This window comes from Candidatus Poriferisodalis sp. (assembly GCF_965198245.1).
Taxonomy (GTDB): Bacteria; Actinomycetota; Acidimicrobiia; order Acidimicrobiales; family Poriferisodalaceae; genus Poriferisodalis.
Window position 1 is genome coordinate 1,102,779 of record NZ_OZ240249.1, and the last position, 18,501, is coordinate 1,121,279.

Below are 18,501 nucleotides of genomic sequence, written 5' to 3' on the forward strand. Positions count from 1 at the left end.
TCACCCGGGGCCCCGCTTCGACGCGAAGCGCCACAAGTGGGCTGTCGTGGCACCGTCGGTGATCGTCGTCGTCCCGTTGGTGGGGCACTCGCTGCTCGGTGACGATCGGCGGCGTCTCTACGGCGCCGCCAATGATGTGGGCAGCAACCCGCTCAGGGGCATCGGCCATTCGCTGGACACCGTCGGCCCCTTCCTGGACCGAGGAAATTTCCGTCCGCTCGGTCGCGCCGTGGAGAACATCGAGAGGGCGGCTGTCTTCGACATCTCGGAGGCAACCGGTCTCGCTCCGCACGCCGTCAACGGCGTGATCCGGCTCGTGTTGATTGCGATGCTTGCCTTCGGGTCCTTTGGACTCGTGTCGGCGGTGTTGCGGTCAGCGGGGATCGGGCGAGCCAGCAGCAACCCGGCCGTCGTGCTGTATCCGATGATCCTGGCGGCGACCTTGGTTGCCGGAGACCACTACAGCCCCATCACCAGCTACAACCTCATTCTCATCGGCTCAGTCATCTTGATGCTCGCGACGGCGCTGTGGGTAGCGCGGGACAAGGACATGGTGCAAAGGCGGCTCGCATGGCATGAGCCCGTCGCGATGTTGGGACTCGGTGCGGTCTTGGCGTCCACATACGACCTCATCTACCTGGCCCCACTGCTCGCGGCCGCGTTCGCGGTGGCGCGTGCCGCTGCGGGTTCCTCGGCTCGACAACTGTTTCGCATGGCGTGCATCCGCCGTTGGGCGTACCTCAGTGCTGGATTCCTTGCCGTGTTCATCCCGGCTCGTATCGAGATCGCCAAGCGGTGCAGCGGGTCGTCCTGCTATGTGGCATCTGATGCCGAGTTGACGACGGAGGTATTCGGGCGTACCGCTGACCGCTTGTTGACCGGTGCATCCCCGGCTGGCTGGAGGTACACCGCTGGCCTCGTTGACAGGGCCGGCATCAACTTCGGACTCGCCGATCTGGCGAGGAATGTGCTCCTGATCGCGCTGCTCGCAGCGGTCGCGTACGTCACCGTTACCGTCGGCCGAAACGCACGAGGCACCCTGTCGGTCACCTCGCAGGATTCCGTGAGTTGGAGCCGGGCGGCCATGAGCCTCGGCGCTCTCGGAGCAATCACCGCGCTCCTGCCGGCGCTCCTTGTCGGTCTGTCAAGGCGAACCCAAGAAGTTCGCCCGCAAGTCGGCGAGGCCTGGCGAGAGACGATCATGGTCCAAGTGGGCTGGTCGCTCATGGCCACGGCGGCACTGGTGTGTGTCTTCGGCATCGCCCGCAGGCCAGGATCGGCGCGACTCGCGGCGGTGGTGGTCACCGCAATGCTCGGCGCCACCATGGCGCTCACGCTGCTTGCCAACGCACGATTGACACAGGTCGACCGCATCACGCCTCTTCACGCCATCACCAGCGAGATGGCAACCGCGGCGATCCACTTCGACCCGACCGAGGGCGGAAACGCCCGGCGCTGCCGGCTCATTGACGACTACACGGCGATCCTGCCCAACCCCCGACAGTGGGTGAGCGGCCCGAACGTGTGGTCAGAACTCGACGAACTCATGCTCAGTGTCCAGGGCATTCCCTTTTGCGACCCGGTTCTCCACGGCGGCAACCGGCCAGCCAATCCTGAGATCGAAGATGCGTCGCAACCGCGGCGGTGACACGCCTCATTCCGGCGATGCTGATGCCGTGCCTGTTCCGGGCCTAGACCCTAGTGCGGCAGATCATGTGTTAATGCGGTGCTTAATGAGGAAATGAGGTATCTCATGTGCGTCGCCGAGTAGCGTGCAGCTCGTGGCAGACCTGCTTCGCAACCCGAATGTGCCCCCGCCGAATCTGTTCACGCCGGATTTCGGCCAGGAACCGCATGTTGTCGTCGGACGTGACGCGCTGACGAAGTCGTTGCGCGAGGGCCTGGGGGCAGGACCGGGTGACAGGCGGTTCACGACGCTGCTGTTGGGCCCTCGTGGCTCCGGCAAGACGGTGATGCTCAATGCCATGTGCGATGCGGCCAGGGAGTCAGGTTGGATAGTGCTGCCGCTCGACGCCAGCACCGACGGCATCCACAACCGGGTCAGCGAGTACATCGAGTGGGCACAACAGACGCACGAAGCGCTGCCTGACGTGACCGATACCAGGCGCGAAGAACGCTCTTCGACCAGGTTCAGAATCTTCCTATTCGAATGGCAACGCGAACTGGCCCGCGAGATGCGTCCAAGTTGGGGGCTGCGTCGCCAGTTGACCACGCTGGCAGATCACGCTGCGCAGCAGGGGTCAGCGGTGCTGCTGGCAATCGACGAATTGCACAGCGGCGATCGGACTGAACTCCGCAGAATGGCAGCAGATCTCCAGCACGTCACCAAGGGAGAGAAGCTGCCGCTGGCCTTCCTTGGGGCAGGCCTGTCCGAGATGAAGCACACGTTGCTCGAAGACAAGAAGATGACGTTCTTTCAGAGGTGTCACCGCAGCGACATGCCTCCGCTTGGGGCAGTCGACGCGGCACGCTTCTTGTCCAAGACCGTTCACGACGCCGACGGACGTTTTGAGGGCAACGCGTTGTCCACGCTTGCAGAAGCCTCAGGAGCGCTGCCATTCCGCATGCAGCTCGTCGGCCACTGCGCCTGGTTGATCTCCGACGCCCCGTTTCGCCCGATTGGCGATCAAGCTGCAGATGCGGCGATACGCGAAGCCAATCGTGCGATGCACGAGCAGGTCTCGGTTCCGACCTGGCACAGCTTGAACACGACCGAGCAGCACGTTATGCGGGTACTGGCAGATCTCGAAGGCGTTGCGACGCCCCACCAGATTGCCGAGCGTGTGCGCAGCGATCCGGCAACCCTCTCGCGGGCCGAGCAGCACTTGCTCAACGCCGGCTGCGTCAACATCAACAACGACGGCTCCGTCGAGATCGCAGACGTCATCACTGTCAACAGCATGAAACTGCTGGTCGCACAGCAGTCCCGCTATGCCTCCGAAGATCCCGGAAACGCAGCGGGAACGACGCGTCCGACCAGCGGGCGATCGCGGTGCAACGCCCACATGCCCAGGGCACAGGCCAGGTGCGTGCTTCCCAAGGGACATGCGGGAGGTCATCGCTCTCGTTGAGGCGTCCAGCGTCGTTCCCGTCCACTGCTCAGTGTCCAGGGCATTCCCTCTTGCGACCCGGCCCTCAGCGGCGTCAGCGAGCCATCCAGTCCTGAGATCGAGAACGCGTCGAAGCCGTGACGGCGACACGCCTCATTCCGGCGAAACGTTGTCCATAGCGGCACGCAATTGTTGAATCAGTGGCGGAATGTCTGCCGCAAGCGTCCGCCAAATGACCTCGGCTCGGACGTGGTGGTACTCGTGCGCGAGAAAGTTGCGCATCCCGCGCAATCTCGACCATGGGACGTCCGACATTTGCTGGGTGGCTTCGCCATCGAGATGACGCGCTGCCTCACCGATGATCTCCAGCATCCGCTCGGCGGCTGCCAACAGCGTCCAGTCACTTGCGAATGCGCCAGAACCGCGATCAAGAATGCTCGCGGCACGTTCGGCGGCGCGGAGCATGTCTTCGAGGCGCTGGTGTTGGCTGCGGGTCACAGCGGAACGGCGTCGTCGAGCATCGACTCGAACGGCGCTTTCAGCGCTTGGGCATCAACGATGTCGACATGGCATCCGAGAAGTTCGACCAGTTCAAGCTGAAGTCCAGCGAAGTCCAGCAGCGTCGCGTCGGTGCTGAAATTGCAGACGAAATCGCAGTCGCTGTTGGGTGTGTCGGTGCCTCGAGCGACCGAGCCAGCCAGGGCGATTGCTGTCGCATTGTTTCTGGCAGCGATCTTACGGATCGTTGTGCGGTGACGTTCCAGTATCGCCTCACGGCGGGACATGGTTCGGACCGTACCACGACGTAGATTCCCGGCATCTTGCATCTCGGACTCAGAGCCGTGAGCGAGGAACGAAGGCCCCGGAACCGTCCTTGCTCGGCAAGCGGCCGGGTCGCGCCGTTTCGGCGTCTCGAGATCTGAAGTGTCGCGCCAGTCGTGCCGTGCCAGCCAGCGCTGAGCGCTACGCACAGTCTCACTGGAAAAGACGACGCGTTCGGTAGGGCATTGGCATGGATCGACCCTGATGCGCCTCGCCGGGCGCGTGGACCGCTGGGGCACATAGGCTCCTGCGCTGACCGGTGTGCGCCGGACCGGGGCCGTGGGGGCCGCACGAGGGCCCAAGACGAAGGTCGATGGGAGACGGAATTATGGGACGAGGGATCATTGCGTACGGGGCGTACGTGCCGTACTGGCGGCTGGACCGCTCCAAGATCACTGCGGTAATGGGCTCGGGCGGCGGCCGGGGGCACCGTGCGGCGGCCAGCTACGACGAAGACACCACGACGATGGGTGTCGAAGCGGCGCGCAATGCACTGCGTGGCAGCGAGCTCGTGCCCGACTCGGTGCTGTTCTCGACGGCGAATCCTGCCTACATGGACAAGACGAACGCTGCGGCGATCCACGCGGCGCTCGATCTGCCCCAGTCATCGTGGGCGGTGGACGTCGGCGGAGCGCCGCGGTCATCGGAGGCCGCCTGGGCGCTCGCCGCAGCGAATCGGGGCGCCAACCTGGCCGTCGCCTCTGACCTTCGCACCGGTCGTCCCACCAGTGGTGACGAGGCCAGCGGAGGCGACGGCGCGGCTGCGTACGTCTTCGGCGATGACTCGGTTTCGCCGGTGCTGTGCGAATGGCTCGGCGGAGCGGTTGCGACTGCGGAGTTCACCGACCGCTACCGACAGCCGGGCGATGCGTTCTCGCGCATCTGGGAAGAACGATTCGGCGAGCAGGTGTATCTGCCGCTCGCTAACGACGCCATCGAGCGTGCGCTGGGCGACGCGAACGTCAGTCTCGATGACATCGACAAGATCGTGATCGTCGGCCTGCACGCGCGGGCGGTGCGCAGCCTGTCACGAGTCGCGGGCGACAAGTTGGTCACCGACTTGACAGGCGAGGTCGGCAACACCGGAACCGCTCACCCGGCGATCGTGCTGGCATCGATTCTGGACGAGGCCGACCCCAACGAGACGGTCCTGCTGGTCCATCTGGCCGACGGCGCCACGGTCGATGTGCTGCACACGACGGACGCCATCGCTGACCACACGCCGTTTGCCTCGGTGCGGTCCCAGATCGATCGCGGCAACGACGCGCTCGATTACAACAAGTACCTGACGTGGCGCGGCTTCCTCGACCGGGAGCCTCCCCGCCGTCCAGACCCTCAACGCCCAGGCGCGCCGCCTGCGTTCCGTTCCGAGGACTGGAAGTACGCCTTCGTCGGCTCCCGTGACCGAAGCTCGGGTGCGATCCACATGCCGCCGATGCGCGTGTCGATGGAAGGTGGAGCCGTGGACGATATGGAGCGCATCCGCATGGCGGACATTCCCGCCACGATCGCCACGTTCACCGTCGATCGGCTGGCCTTCTCGCTTTCGCCGCCGGTCGTGGCGGTCGTCATCGACTACGACGGCGGCGGTCGTTTCCAGGCCGAGATGACCGACGTCGATCCCGATGAAGTGAGGATTGGCGACCGCGTCGAGATGACGTTCCGGCGCCTCTACAGCGCCGAAGGCATTCACAACTACTTCTGGAAGGCCCGCCCAGCCGCCTCCTGACACTGCACGCACCTGCTGCGAGAGCAGCAGCAAGCAAGCACTGTGCCCCAGCGGCCATAATGTCGCAGGGAGATCTAGCGCCTGCGCACTCAGCGGCGCACCGACGGAGTACCCACCGGTCCACCACCCAACACCCAACCCACCACAAGGCAGGCACACATGAGTTCACATGGCATTCGCGACCAAGTCGCCATCGTCGGAATGGGATGCACCAAATTCGGCGAGCACTGGGATCGCAGCGTCGATGACATGCTCACCGACGCCGCACACGATGCGTACGCATCCGCGGGCGTCGAACAAGACGACATCGACGCCTTCTGGCTCGGCACGATGGGCTCGGGAGTCTCCGGCCTGACACTGTCCAAGCCGCTGCAGCTCGACTACAAGCCGGTCACCCGGCTCGAGAACATGTGTGCCACCGGCTCGGAGGCATTCCGCAACGCTGCGTATGCAGTCGCATCGGGCGCCTACGACATGGTGATGGCCATCGGTGTCGAGAAGCTGAAGGACTCCGGTTACTCCGGCCTGACCGGCGCTCGCCCGCCCAGCGACGGTACCGACTCATCGATCACCGCTCCGGCGACGTTCAGCCTGCTGGCACCGGCATACGCCCACAAGTACGGGCTCGATTCCGACACCATGAAGGAAGTCCTCACCCGCATCGCCTGGAAGAACCACCGCAACGGAGCGCTGAACCCTCGGGCTCAGTTCCGCAAGGAAGTAGCCAAGGAGACCATCGCCGGCTCGCCGCTGATCGCTGGTCCGCTGGGCATCTTCGACTGCTCCGGCGTGAGCGACGGCTCGGCCGCCGCGATCCTGGTCCGGGCAGAGGACGCCCACCAGTACTGCGACAACCCGCTGTACATCAAGGCGCTCAGCTTCGCCTCAGGTCCTGCGACCGGGGCGCTCGACAGCACCTACGACTACACCACGTTCCGCGAGGTGGAGGTATCGGCAGCCGAGGCCTACAAGCAGGCCGGCATCACCGATCCTCGCTCGCAGATCGCGATGGCCGAGGTGCATGACTGCTTCACGCCAACCGAGCTCGTCCTGATGGAGGATCTCGGGTTCGCCGAGCGTGGCCTGGGCTGGAAGGAAGCCATGGCCGGCACGTTCGACCTCGACGGCGACCTCCCGGTAAACCCCGACGGCGGCCTGAAGAGCTTCGGCCACCCGATTGGCGCATCCGGCCTGCGGATGCTCTTCGAGTGCTGGCTGCAGTTGCGTGGTCAGGCACCGCCTGAGCGGCAGATTGCCTCGGTCACCGAGCAGGGCAAGACGCTGGGCCTCACGCACAACCTCGGTGGCCAGCCGGGCGCATGCGTGAGCTTCGTCTCGGTCGTCGGTTCTGAACTGGGCTGAGCCGAGCACACAACCGAATTCGCTGAACGGCTCGGGGTGCCTGTCCCGGGCCGTTTCGCGCTCGCGGTTCTCAGGCCGTGATGCGGGCGAGGGTCTTGCGGACTGCGGCGGCTATGCCTACTGCGTCGAGGCCGAGCTCGGCGTGCAGCTCTGGGGCGGTTCCGTGGGGGAGGTAGGTGTCGGGGGTGCCGAGCTGGCTGACGCGCGGCGCCGTCGGCACATCCAGTTGCTGGAGGGCGTCGTTGAGGAGGCTGCCGAAGCCTCCTACGCGGACGCCGTCTTCGACGGTCACCACGAGCGGGTGCGTGGCGGCGTCGAGCACCATCGCTCGATCGAGCGGCTTGAGCACCCTTGGGTCCCACAGCGAGACGTCCACTCCTTCGGCGCTGAGGAGCTCGGCAGCTTCGGCGGCGGCGACGAGTGTCTGGCCCGCGGCCAGGATGCAGGCGTCGGGGCCGGAGCGGTGCTGGCGGGCTTGCATCCGCATGCCGCTTGCCGTTGCATCCGCGTGTTCCGCGGATTGCGCCACCGGGCCCTTGCCCCGTGGCCAGCGGATCGCTACGGGTCCGTCGGTGATCTCCAAGGCCCGCGCGAATGCCACGGGCAGTTCGTCGGGCGACGATGGAGCGAACACCGTCATGCCGGGCACGCGCGTGAACATGGCGATGTCGTACAACCCATGATGCGAGGCGCCATCGGGTCCGGTGATGCCGGCCCGGTCGACGCAGAGGATGACCGGCAGGCGATGCAGGCCAATGTCGTACAGCGCTTGGTCAAAGGCTCGGGCCAGGAACGTCGAGTACACCGCCACGACAGGCCGCAGCCCGGCGCGCGCCATGCCTGCAGCTGAGGTCAACGCGTGCTGCTCGGCGATGCCGACGTCGTAGAAGCGTTCGGGAAACTCTCGCTGAAATGGCAATAGCCCGGTGGAACCACCCATGGCAGCCGTGATCGCGACGATGTCGCGGTTGCGTCGTGCTGCTGCGATGAGCGTTTCAGTGAAGACAGCGGTGTAATCGCGCAGAGCCGGCTCCGAAGATGCAGTCGGCTGGGACTTCGCAGCCGCCTGCGAGTCGGCATCTGCATCAGGCTCGGCCTGCGCCATCACCTTCGCCTCTAGCTGCGAGGCGCCCGTGCTGAGCGCGGGCGCACCACCAGTGGCGGGATCGAACAGGCCGATGTCGTGCAGGTGCTTTTCGGTGTCGTGTTCGGCGGGGGCGTAGCCGCGCCCTTTCTGCGTGACGACATGGACGACGATGGGGCCGTCGGTATAGGCCGCAGCGTCGCGGAACGCCGATTCCATGGCCGCGATGTCGTGCCCGTCGACCGGGCCGAGATAGCGGACGCCGAGCGTCTCAAAGAATGCCGGTGGCTCCCACATCTCGCGCATCGCGGCGGCAGCGCTGTCGATCCCCCGTCGCACGCCGTCTCCCAGGGGCACGCGATCGAGCAGTTGCTCCATCGCTCGACGGCCTTGCACGTAGTGCGGCGACTGTCGCAGTCGAGACATCGCGGCCGAGAGGCGGCTGACGGTTGGGGCGTACGAGCGGCCGTTGTCGTTGAGCACGATCAGCGCCCGCTGGGCGTAGTGGCCGAGATTGTTCAGTGCCTCGAAGGCCATTCCGCCGGTCATGGAGCCGTCACCGATGACGGCGACAACGCGTCGGTGCTCGTGACCTGTCAGCTGGAAGCCGGTGGCGAGGCCGGATGCCCAGCTCAGCGAGGTCGAAGCATGGCTGTTCTCGACGATGTCGTGGGGGGACTCGGTTGCGCTAGGGTATCCCGACAGACCGTGCCGCTGACGGAGCCGTTCGAAGCCTTCCCGCCGGCCGGTGATGAGCTTGTGCACATAGGCCTGATGGCCGGTGTCCCAGATGATGACGTCACGTGGCGACTCGAAGACGCGATGCAGTGCCACGCTGAGTTCGACCGCACCGAGATTCGATCCGAGATGCCCACCGGTCCGCGAGACGGCCTGCACCACGAAGTGCCGGATCTCCGCGCACAGTTCATCGAGCTGTGCGGGGCTGAGCGCTCGCAGGTCAGCCGGACTGGTGAGCTTGGCGAGGTGCATTCGCGGCACAAGGGTACTCAGCGCCCCAGCGGGACCTCGGCCTGTGGCTTGCCGCGACGCCGTCGCCCGCCGAACGCCAGTGTCGGAGCCCCGGAAAGGCTCACCAGCAGCGTCAGCGCGTACAGCAGCAAGCCCAGCAGCACTGCCTCGCCTTCGTTGACACCGTGCGCATCCAGAAATAGCACGAGCGCGCCTTCTCGCACGCCGAGGCCGCCGATGGCAACCGGCAGCAGCTGGACGATCAGCACCATCGGTGCAAACGCCAGCCACGCTCGCAGGCCCGGGTTCACGCCGATCGCTGCGCCGGTCAAAGCTGTCGCCACCACCAGCAGGAACTGGTATGCGAACCCGACGCCGAGGAGGCGCCCGGCAGCGCGCGGTGCGCGCCGGAAGATGCTCAGACCGGTATGGACGGCGCCGAGGGCATCCCGGATGCGGCTGCCGCCGGACAACCGACCGAGGCCGCGGGGATGCTCCGCGATCCAGACAATGAAGGCGAGCATCACCAAGGTCCCGACCGCAAGCGCGCCGGCGATCTGACCTCCCGAGTGTGTCAGCAGGCTCGGCTGTGACGCCAGTGCGGCGAGGGTGAGCAGCGGAAGCACGACCCAGCCGGTGAGTCGTTCGATGATGACGGTCGCGAATGCGCTGGCCTCGCTGCCGCAGAGATGACTGAGCCGGTTGACCCGCAGCACGTCGCCGCCGATCGTGGTGGGCAGGAAGTTCCCGACGAACAGTGCGGCGAGGTAGATCGACAGCATCGAACGCCCGGACACCTTGAGGTCAAGGGTGTCGGCCACCCGCCACCAGCGTGCCGCGGCCATCACGAATGCGGCCGCGATTGCCAGAGCCGCTGCGATCAGCCAGGCGGCGGCGGCGCTCTTGGAATCGACGTCGAGCGCCGACAGCTCATCGCGGCTGATGACGATCAGCAGCGCCAAGAGCCCTCCGCTCACGCAGACGCGCAAGACCGTGGCGAGGCTGTGTGGGATGCGCACTCAGGCTGCACTCCCGCGGAGCCTGCAAACTCTGGTGCCTGAATCGGCCCCTCGGCGCACTTCCCACTCGAAGCGTTTCACGTGGCTTCGCACAATAGTGTGGCGATGGCGCGGCCAACGTGCGGCCGTACAGCGGTCGCACTTCGTCGATTGTGTCGGGTCGCACTATTCGGCACGGCCTGAGGATTTCTGGCAGCGAGACTGGCTATGACACGTACAACGGACACGATGACGCCCGTGAGCGGAGCAGCGGAGCCGCTCGTCGACCTCGACGTGGTTGACGCGACGCTGCGAGCGGCGCTGCACGCCGGCGGCGAATGGGCCGAGCTGTTCGCCGAGGATCGTGAATCGGTTGGCGTGGTCTTCGACGAGGGCCGGGTCACCGAGATGAACTCGGGTCGCGACCGCGGTGTGGGAATTCGTGTCACTGCTGGCGACATCACGGGCTATGCGCACACGTCCGACTTGAGTGCCGGAGGACTGGCAGATGCGGCCCGCACGGCTGCAGCGGTAGCAACCCGCTCGCCCCAAGGCGGGACGGTGGACATGATGTCGCTCGGGGGCAACGGTCTCGCGGAGCCACGGGTGGCAGTACTGCCCGCAACCATCGGCGCGGAACGCAAGGTGGCATTGCTGCGCGCCGCCGATGATGCTGCCCGGTCCACCCACGAGGCCATCACCCAGGTCACCGCCCGGTACGGCGAGGGCCGCCGCCGGATCATGGTGGCGAACACCAGCGGGGTATGCGCCGCCGACGACCAGGTGCGGACGCTCTTCTCGGTGGGATGCGTCGCGAGCGGCGACAGCGGCTTGCAGACCGGACGCGAGACCGTCGGTTACACGATCGGGTGGGAGCTGTTCGACGACTACGACCCCGCCGAGCTCGCCGAGCGCGCTGCGCAGCGTGCCGTCACCAAGCTCTCGGCTCGCCCGGCGCCCAGCGGCGAAGTACCCGTTGTCATCGCTCGGGGCGGGGGCGGAGTGCTCTTCCACGAGGCCTGCGGTCACGGACTCGAAGCCGATCTGGTGCGCAAGGGCGCGTCAGTGTTCGCTGGTCGGGTGGGGGAGCAAGTGGCTGCCAGCGGAGTGACGCTGGTTGACGACGGCACGATGGGTCCCGAGTGGGGCGCGCTGGCCATCGACGACGAAGGCCATCGGTCCCAGCGCAACGTACTGATCTCCGACGGCGTGCTGACCGACTACATGTGGGATTGGCTGCGCAGCCGCGACGATGGCCGCGCGCCGTCGGGCAACGGTCGCCGCCAGAGCTACACGCACCTGCCGATGGTCCGGATGACGAACACCTTCGTCACCAACGGCGACATCGATCCCGCCGACATCATCGCCGACACGCCGTGGGGTGTTTATGTGGCACACCTCGGCGGCGGCCAGGTCAACACCGCCACAGGCGACTTCGTGTTCGGCATGACCGAGGCGTATCTCATCGAAGACGGTGTGATCACTGAGCCGCTGCGAGAGGGCAATCTGATCGGCAATGGCCCCCAGGTGCTCCTCGACATCGACGCCCTTGGGAACGACTTCGCCATGGGGAGCCCGGGCACCTGCGGCAAGGACGGCCAGGGCGTGCCCGTTGGCGACGGCCAGCCCACCCTGCGGGTGCGTGCCCTCACGGTCGGGGGCACCGCCGCATAGGCGGCGGGGTGTGGTCGCGCGTGAGCGGCGGGGTGTGGCTGGGCGTGAGCGGCGGGGTGTGATCGCGCGTGAGCGAACAACGGCGCTACGACACTGACGAGCTGACTCGCCTCGCCCAACGGGTGTGTGAGCAAGCCCACGGCAACGAGCAGATCGAGGTCTGCGTGTCGACGGGGCGCTCCACCACAGTGCGTGCGTACAACGGCGATGTCGAGTCACTGCGCTCGGGTGTAAGCGCAGCGATCGGCGTGCGGGTCGTCTCCCAGGGGCGTCAAGGCTTCGCCTCGGCCGGTTCGCTGGACGCCGACGTGGTGTCCGACACGCTCGCTGCAGCCCGCCGCAACGTGACGTTCGGCGAGCCGGATCCCCACCAGGGATTGGCCGAGCCCGACGGCATTGCGCCGCCGGGGCTGGACCTCAGCGACCCGTCAGTGCTGCAGGTGTCCGACGCCGACAAGATCGCAGCGGCCATCGACCTCGAGCGCCGTTGCTTGGCCGCAGATCCCCGAATCTCGGGAGTGCGTGTAGCGGCGTGGAGCGACGGGTGGTCGCAGTCCGCGCTGGCATCAAGCACCGGCATCTGTGTGCAATCCGAGCACGGCACCTGTTCGATCGGCGCCCAACCCCTCGCCACCGACGGTGACGAGACGCAGATCGGCTACGCCGGCGATGCAGCGTGGCGTCCCGACGAACTTGACGTCGAACGGGTCGTCACAGAAGCAACGGAGCTGGCCACCGGCCAGCTGGGCGCAACCAAGCCGCCCAGCGAACGAATGAATGTCGTGCTGGCCCCACCGGTTGCGGCAGCTTTCATCGGTGTGGTGTCGAGCGTGCTTGCGGCGGACAGCGTGCTCAAGGGCCGCTCACCGTTCGCCGACCGGGTCCGCGAGCCGATCGCCGACGAGCGCCTGCACCTGGTCGACGACCCCACCGACCCGGCGACACTCGGTGCAGCGAACTTCGACGGCGAAGGTCTGGCGGCCCGTCGCAACGCGCTGATCTCGGCGGGCGTGCTCTGCGGCTTCCTGCACAACGCCTACACCGCACGCCGGTCGGACACGGTGTCGACCGGCTCGGCAGTGCGCGGCACGCGGTCCGTTCCCGGTGTGGGCACCCATGCGCCCGTCGTCGCCACTGGCGATATCGTCGCTGAAGACTTGTTCGCTGCGGTCGGAAACGGTGTGCTGGTGCGCGGCGTCAGCGGTTTGCACAGCGGGGTCAATCCCACGAGCGGCGATTTCTCGGTCGGCGCCTGGGGGCACCGCATCGCTGGCGGCGAGCTCGCTGAGCCGTTTCGCGAGGCCACCATTGCGTCCACCCTTCAGCGGATGCTGCTGGGGATCTGTGGTATCGGCGCCACCGCTGAACGTCTCGCGGGCGGCATGTCGATGCCGCCGCTGGTCATCGCTGACGTGGCGCTCTCGGGGGTGTGAGCGATGCCGCGCCCACCCGCACCTGCAGCCATCGAACGCCATCCGCATCTCGCCGATGAGTGCCCGTCGGGATGGGTGCGTGTCGACTTCCATACGCACACGATGTGGTCGGGCGACTCGACCACAACACCGGACGAATTCGCGCAATGCCTGTCGGAGAGCGGCATCGATGTGGTGTGCATCACCGATCACAACGCCGTGCGCGGTGCCCAACAGCTGAAGGGCTCCTTGGATGCCCGGGTCGTGGTCGGTGAGGAGATGAAGACCCACGCGGGTGAGATCATCGGGCTGTTCCTGACCGACCGCGTGCCGCAAGGTCTGGCGCCGGTGACGGCCGCGCGAGCCGTGAAGTCCCAGGGTGGGCTCGTCTATATCCCGCACCCGTTCGATCCGCTGCGCAACAACCTGCGTCACGACGTGCTCGATGAGCTCGTCAGCGAGGGTCTCGTCGACGGCATCGAGGTGCTGAACGCGAAGACGAGCCTCACCAGCCTCAACTCGCGTGCAGCGCGCTATGCGGGCGAGCACGGCTTGGCGCCGGGCGCCGGCAGCGACGCCCACGTGGCCGAAGCACTCGGGGGCGCCTACCTCGAGATGCCGGATTTCCACGATGACGATCCCGCAACCTTCCTCGCATCGATGCGTCAGGGCTGGGCGGTCGGCCATCACTACGACCCACCCCGTCGCTGGAGACCGCGCATTGTCCCATCGGTGGGGAGCGACGACTAGAGGCCGCCTCGGTGCCGGATTTTGCCGTGGCGATCGTGCTCGGCCTGCTGCAAGGAGTGACCGAGTTCTTCCCGGTCTCTTCGAGCGCCCACCTCGAAGTGGTGCCGTGGCTGGCCGGTTGGGATCTCTTCGATGGCGACAACGAGCTGGAAAATGCCTTCGATGTCGCGCTGCACGTCGGCACGCTCGTTGGAGCGGCGGCGTACTTGCGTGCTGACATTGCCCGCTACGCCAGGGCACTGTGGAGCGGCATCCGCGGCCGCGCCGACAGCGACACGGTGGTTGCGCTGAGCTTGGCCCTCTCGGCCGTCCCCGCGGCGCTGGTGGGCGTCACGCTGGAGGACCGTTTGCTCGACCTCGCAGAGCAGCCGCTGCTGATCGCTGCGCTGCTGGCTGGTTTCGGTGGGCTGCTGTGGTGGAGCGACGCATCGGCGGGGCGACGAGGCGCGCAGAGGTCCCAGCATTCTTACGGCCTGCGGGATGCGGTCGGAATGGGACTCGCGCAAGCAGCAGCCTTGCTGCCGGGTGTGAGCCGCTCGGGGGTGAGCATCACGGCAGGCCGGTGGCTCGGCTTCGACCGGGCTGCGGCGGCGCGACTGGCCTTCCTCATGAGCTTGCCGCTCATTGGGGGCGCTGGAGTCTACCGCTCGGTCACGCTCGCAGGTGCTGCCCCCACAGGTGCGCAGTTGCAGCTGTTCATCGTCGGGGGAGCAGCAGCAGTGGTGTCGTCATGGGCGGGCGTAGCCGCAATGGTGTGGCTGCTGGATCGGACGAGCCGGGCACCGCGGCGATCGCCGTTTGCATCGTTCGCCGGCTACCGCGTGGCATTGGCGGCTGCGGTGGCCGTGGTGGCTATCAGCGGTCTGCGCTGAGGACCACCGGCACCACGATGCCAGTCGCGCTGGCGCGCGCGACCGCCTCGAGGTGCACAGGCTCGATTTCGACAAACCATCGATCTGCCGATGCGGCCAGGACATAGGCAGGCACGCGATCGGGGCTTGCATTGCCGGCGGAGGGATCGAACGGATCGATGTCGGCGAACAGCAGCAACTCCACGCCAGTGCCGGGCTCGACGTCGGGTGCGTGGGAGACGACGCTGATGCCGATGCCCCGGCGCCCTGGGCTCACTCCCGCCGCGGGGTGAAAGTCCAATTCGGTCAACAGGCCCCCGCGTGGGACGGCCCGAGTCAGCTCGCCGAGCTCGAAAGCGCTGGTGAGCGCTCCGGCGGGCACGAGATGGGCCGGGACCTCGATGAGATCGACGTGCCCTTCGGGAGAGGTCCCCACTGCCAACGGGGACTGAGCGGCAAGTACGCGTACCGAGGTCCCCCATGCAGCAGCAGCCGTGCGCGCCCGGCCGGTCATCCCGGAGACGAGCACGAGTGCCACGAGCGCAACAGCGCCGACGGCGGTCCAGTGGACCAGGTTGGGACGGCGCTGCCAGAGATCGCCGAGTTGTGAGATGAACGCCATGGAAGCCTCCGCCGCGAAGTCATCGCGGCGGTTGCATCGCCGCGGATTCGTTTCGATGCTGGAGGCGTCAGCCTGACGCCGAGGCGGCCCCGACGGCTGAACTGGACTTGTCGTTTGACGAGCCGCTCTCCGAAGAGGTCGATTTCTTGCTTGGGGATTCGCTGGTTGTGCTTGATGAGGATGAGCCGGATTCCGACGAGCCCGACGAATCCGAGCTTGAAGAGGGTCGGCTGTCGTTGCGGTAGAAGCCGCTGCCCTTGAAGCTGATCCCGACGTTGGAGAAGATCTTGCGGACCTCGCCGCCGCACGTCGAGCCTGCCCCGTTGAGCGCCTCGCCCTCCCGCGGCAGTGGGCACACCGTGATGGGATCGTCCGAGAAGCTCTGATGGCGCTCGAACGACTCTCCGCAGTCAGTGCAGCGGTACTGGTAGGTCGGCATGAGGTCCCGTTCTGCGATGTGGTCCTGGCTCCAGCCGCCGAGCAGTGTAGCTGTGGTTCGTCGAGGGCCGCCCGGAGAATCCGGCGCGTGCCGCGTCGACGGGTGGGGCTGACGGCTCGGGAAGCCGTTGTCACGCCTTCTGTGAGCAAATTTGCCGTCTGTGGCGGCATTTCTGCGCAGAGTCGCGGCTGCGGGCAGTCTTTGCGCAAATTTGCCGTCTGTGGCGGCATTTCTGCGCAGAGTCGCGGCAGTCGGGCCTGGCAGGCATCGCCGCCTCTCCGCTGACGCCCTAGGTTCTGGCGGCGTGCGCGCTTCGGATCTGGCAGCCCGGTACGGCATCGACGAGCACTCGGCTCGGACGCTGGCCGCCTACGGCTTCGACACCGGCACGTTCGATGAGCTGCGCGGCCGGCTGACCGGCAATTCGGGCAGCGGCAGCGACCGGACCGCTGCGAATTGGGTGCGCGGCAGCATCGCAGCCGCTCAGACCGACGACCTTGTGTCGTTGGCACCGCTGGGCTCGGCCGAACGCGGACGGCTCGAAGATGTGGGTCGCGAGGCAATCGCTCGTGGGCAGGTGGGCGTCTTGCTCCTGGCGGGCGGCATGGCCACTCGTTTCGGCGGCGGCGTCAAGGCACTGGCCGAAGTGCTGCCTGGCCTGAGGTTCGCGGACGCCAAGATGGCGGACTTGCGGCGCCTGGCGAGCGAGTTGGGGTGCACCGTCCCGCTGTGGCTGATGACGAGCTTCCAGTCCGACGGCGCGCTGCGCGACTGGGCATCGGCCGGCACCCACAGCGCACAGGTACCGGTCGACTTCGCCCACCAGGGTGTCTCCATGCGCCTGACGCCCGACGGCGATCTGTTCCGCGACCGCAGCGGCACAGTGTCGCTGCATGCGCCGGGACACGGGGACGCGCCATGGGCGATGCGCCGGAGCAGCCTGCTGGGCCGGTTCGCCGAAGCGGGCGGTCGGCACTTGTTCGTGACCAACGTCGACAACGCCGCGGCAACGCTGGACCCCGCAGTGATCGGCGCGCACGTGGCGGAAGCGAGACCGCTCACCTGCGAAGTCGTCCCGGGCAGCGCAACAGGCGGCGCGCCGTGGCGTGTGAACGGGCGACTGCAGATCGTGGAGGCATTTCGCCTGCCGCCCGGGATCGATCCACTGGCGACGTGTGCGGTGAACACCAATTCGCTGGTTGCCGACGTCGACGTCTTCGAGACGGACTGGCCGCTGACCTGGTTCGAGGCCCACAAACAGGTCGAGGGCGGCCGGGTCGTCCAGTTCGAACGGCTGATCGGCGAGCTCTCGGCCTTCGTGGACACCACGATGCTGCTCGTCGAGCGGGACGGGCCTGACGGGCGTTTCCAGCCGGTGAAGGATCCTGCCGAACTCGAAGCGCGCCGCCCCGAGATCGCCCGGATACTCGCAGCGCGAGGCATCGAGACCCCCCGGTAGGCCGCCTCCAGCACATTGCGCCCAGTACATTGCGCCCGGTGCTTCCGCTCGAGACCGCGCGCGAGTTCGTTCTGGACCGATGCCAAGCGCGCAAGCCCGTGCGTGTGCGGGTCGCGGACGCGCTGGGCTTGGTGACGGCCAGCGAGATCATCGCATCGCAGAACATCCCCCAATTCCCGAACACGGCCATGGACGGCTTCGCCGTGCGATCGGCGGACGTAGCGGACGCTCCTTGTGAGCTGCGCGTCGTCGAGACGATCGCCGCCGGGCATGCTCCGCAGGTCACCGTGGGGCCCGGTGAAGCCAGTCGCATCATGACCGGTGCCACGATTCCCCCTGGGGCCGATGCCGTCGTCATGGTGGAGCGCACGGCGATCGTTGCGGCCTCGGTCGCGGACGGCGAAGTGGTACGAGTGGAGGTCAGCGTCCCGCCCGACAATCACGTGCGGCCTGTTGGCGATGACCTGCATGCAGGCGACAACGTGTTCCCGGCAGGAACTGAGCTCGCGGCAGGGCATCTCGGTGTCCTGTGCAGCCTCGGGATGACCGAGGTCGAGGTGTACCCCCGGCCGCGAGTCGGCGTGCTGTCCACCGGCGACGAACTCGTCGACGACGCTAGCCCATTGCAGCCGGGGCAGATCCGCGATTCGAACCGTCGGACGCTGCTGGCGTTGGCACACCGAGCCGATGTCGAAACGGTCGACCTCGGCCTCGCTCGCGACGACCCAGCCGAGATCGAGGCCGCCCTCGCCATCGGCGTCCAGACATGCGACGCCATCGTCACCTCGGGCGGCGTGAGCATGGGCGACTTCGACTACGTGAAAGCTGTGCTCGACCGCATCGGCGACATGCGGTGGATGCAGGTGGCGATCAAGCCGGCAAAGCCGCTGGCGTTCGGCACAGTGGGCGATGTGCCTGTCTTCGGGCTTCCGGGCAACCCAGTCTCATCGATGGTGTCCTTCGAGCTCTTCGCCCGGCCCGGCCTGCGCTCGATGATGGGGCACCCGCAGCCGATCCGACCCACGGTCGTGGCCTTCGCTGCGGAAGACCTGCTGCGGCGCCCCGACGGCAAGACGCACTTCATGCGGGTGCTGGCGACACCGCTGGGCGGCCGGACCGAAGTGCGCTCCGCGGGAGGTCAGGGCTCGCACATGCTGTGGGCCATGGCCAAGTCGAATGCCCTGGCGGTCATCGGTGACGGCGACGGCGTACGCGCAGGAGACAAGCTCGACGTGCTCCTGCTGGACTGAGCAAGTCCA

16 protein-coding genes are annotated in these 18,501 nt (G+C 66.9%); 10 read left to right on the forward strand and 6 right to left on the reverse strand.

Features of this window, described 5'->3' with window-relative positions; translation table 11 throughout:
* Window positions 1-46 precede the first annotated feature (46 nt).
* Entirely contained in the window at window positions 47-1,648 is a 1,602-nt protein-coding gene (locus ACOCMM_RS05200) for a hypothetical protein (protein WP_419552128.1), read from the forward strand.
* 133 nt (window positions 1,649-1,781) lie between these two features.
* Window positions 1,782-3,092 (forward strand): ATP-binding protein, encoded by a 1,311-nt coding sequence (locus ACOCMM_RS05205; protein WP_419552129.1) that lies wholly within the window; start codon window positions 1,782-1,784, stop codon window positions 3,090-3,092.
* A 132-nt stretch (window positions 3,093-3,224) separates the two neighbouring features.
* Here the strand turns inward: ACOCMM_RS05205 and ACOCMM_RS05210 are convergent, their stop codons facing one another.
* Together ACOCMM_RS05210 and ACOCMM_RS05215 are read right to left on the reverse strand one after the other, a co-directional pair.
* A complete protein-coding gene (locus ACOCMM_RS05210) occupies window positions 3,225-3,536 on the reverse strand; it encodes a DUF86 domain-containing protein (protein WP_419552130.1) in 312 nt (103 codons plus the stop codon).
* A 29-nt stretch (window positions 3,537-3,565) separates the two neighbouring features.
* On the reverse strand, window positions 3,566-3,856 hold the full coding sequence (locus ACOCMM_RS05215; protein ID WP_419552131.1) for a nucleotidyltransferase family protein: 291 nt from the start codon (window positions 3,854-3,856) through the stop codon (window positions 3,566-3,568).
* A 365-nt stretch (window positions 3,857-4,221) separates the two neighbouring features.
* On the opposite strand from ACOCMM_RS05215, the gene ACOCMM_RS05220 reads away from it, so the two are divergent.
* Window positions 4,222-5,622, forward strand: a complete 1,401-nt coding sequence (locus ACOCMM_RS05220) for an OB-fold domain-containing protein (RefSeq protein ID WP_419552132.1) — start codon at window positions 4,222-4,224, stop codon at window positions 5,620-5,622.
* 159 nt (window positions 5,623-5,781) lie between these two features.
* Complete coding sequence (locus ACOCMM_RS05225; protein WP_419552133.1) at window positions 5,782-6,984, forward strand: acetyl-CoA acetyltransferase; 1,203 nt, start codon at window positions 5,782-5,784, stop codon at window positions 6,982-6,984.
* A gap of 70 nt (window positions 6,985-7,054) precedes the next feature.
* Here ACOCMM_RS05225 and ACOCMM_RS05230 read toward each other — a convergent pair whose 3' ends face one another.
* On the reverse strand, window positions 7,055-9,058 hold the full coding sequence (locus ACOCMM_RS05230) for a 1-deoxy-D-xylulose-5-phosphate synthase (protein ID WP_419552134.1): 2,004 nt from the start codon (window positions 9,056-9,058) through the stop codon (window positions 7,055-7,057).
* Between the two features lie 17 nt (window positions 9,059-9,075).
* Entirely contained in the window at window positions 9,076-10,056 is a 981-nt protein-coding gene (locus ACOCMM_RS05235; RefSeq protein ID WP_419552135.1) for a lysylphosphatidylglycerol synthase transmembrane domain-containing protein, read from the reverse strand.
* 237 nt (window positions 10,057-10,293) lie between these two features.
* Between ACOCMM_RS05235 and ACOCMM_RS05240 the strand changes: the two genes are divergently transcribed.
* The 4 genes from ACOCMM_RS05240 (at window position 10,294) to ACOCMM_RS05255 (ending at window position 14,743) form a co-directional block, all read left to right on the forward strand.
* A complete protein-coding gene (locus tag ACOCMM_RS05240; protein ID WP_419552136.1) occupies window positions 10,294-11,709 on the forward strand; it encodes a TldD/PmbA family protein in 1,416 nt (471 codons plus the stop codon).
* Between the two features lie 68 nt (window positions 11,710-11,777).
* Window positions 11,778-13,142, forward strand: coding sequence for a TldD/PmbA family protein (locus tag ACOCMM_RS05245; RefSeq protein WP_419552137.1), 1,365 nt, complete (start codon window positions 11,778-11,780; stop codon window positions 13,140-13,142).
* A gap of 3 nt (window positions 13,143-13,145) precedes the next feature.
* Complete coding sequence (locus ACOCMM_RS05250) at window positions 13,146-13,871, forward strand: PHP-associated domain-containing protein (RefSeq protein WP_419552138.1); 726 nt, start codon at window positions 13,146-13,148, stop codon at window positions 13,869-13,871.
* Between the two features lie 26 nt (window positions 13,872-13,897).
* Window positions 13,898-14,743 (forward strand): undecaprenyl-diphosphate phosphatase, encoded by an 846-nt coding sequence (locus tag ACOCMM_RS05255; protein WP_419552139.1) that lies wholly within the window; start codon window positions 13,898-13,900, stop codon window positions 14,741-14,743.
* Here ACOCMM_RS05255 and ACOCMM_RS05260 read toward each other — a convergent pair.
* Together ACOCMM_RS05260 and ACOCMM_RS05265 are read right to left on the reverse strand one after the other, a co-directional pair.
* Window positions 14,727-15,344: a hypothetical protein gene (locus ACOCMM_RS05260; RefSeq protein ID WP_419552140.1), complete on the reverse strand. Its 618-nt coding sequence runs from the start codon at window positions 15,342-15,344 to the stop codon at window positions 14,727-14,729. The two genes, ACOCMM_RS05255 and ACOCMM_RS05260, sit on opposite strands and share 17 nt — an antisense overlap.
* Window positions 15,345-15,411: 67 nt before the next feature.
* Window positions 15,412-15,783 (reverse strand): FmdB family zinc ribbon protein, encoded by a 372-nt coding sequence (locus tag ACOCMM_RS05265; protein ID WP_419552141.1) that lies wholly within the window; start codon window positions 15,781-15,783, stop codon window positions 15,412-15,414.
* 304 nt (window positions 15,784-16,087) lie between these two features.
* Here ACOCMM_RS05265 and ACOCMM_RS05270 point away from each other — a divergent pair, with 304 nt between their 5' ends.
* Window positions 16,088-17,242, forward strand: coding sequence for a UTP--glucose-1-phosphate uridylyltransferase (locus ACOCMM_RS05270; protein WP_419552142.1), 1,155 nt, complete (start codon window positions 16,088-16,090; stop codon window positions 17,240-17,242).
* 38 nt (window positions 17,243-17,280) lie between these two features.
* On the forward strand, window positions 17,281-18,492 hold the full coding sequence (gene glp, locus ACOCMM_RS05275; protein WP_419552143.1) for a gephyrin-like molybdotransferase Glp: 1,212 nt from the start codon (window positions 17,281-17,283) through the stop codon (window positions 18,490-18,492).
* Window positions 18,493-18,501: the final 9 nt, after the last annotated feature.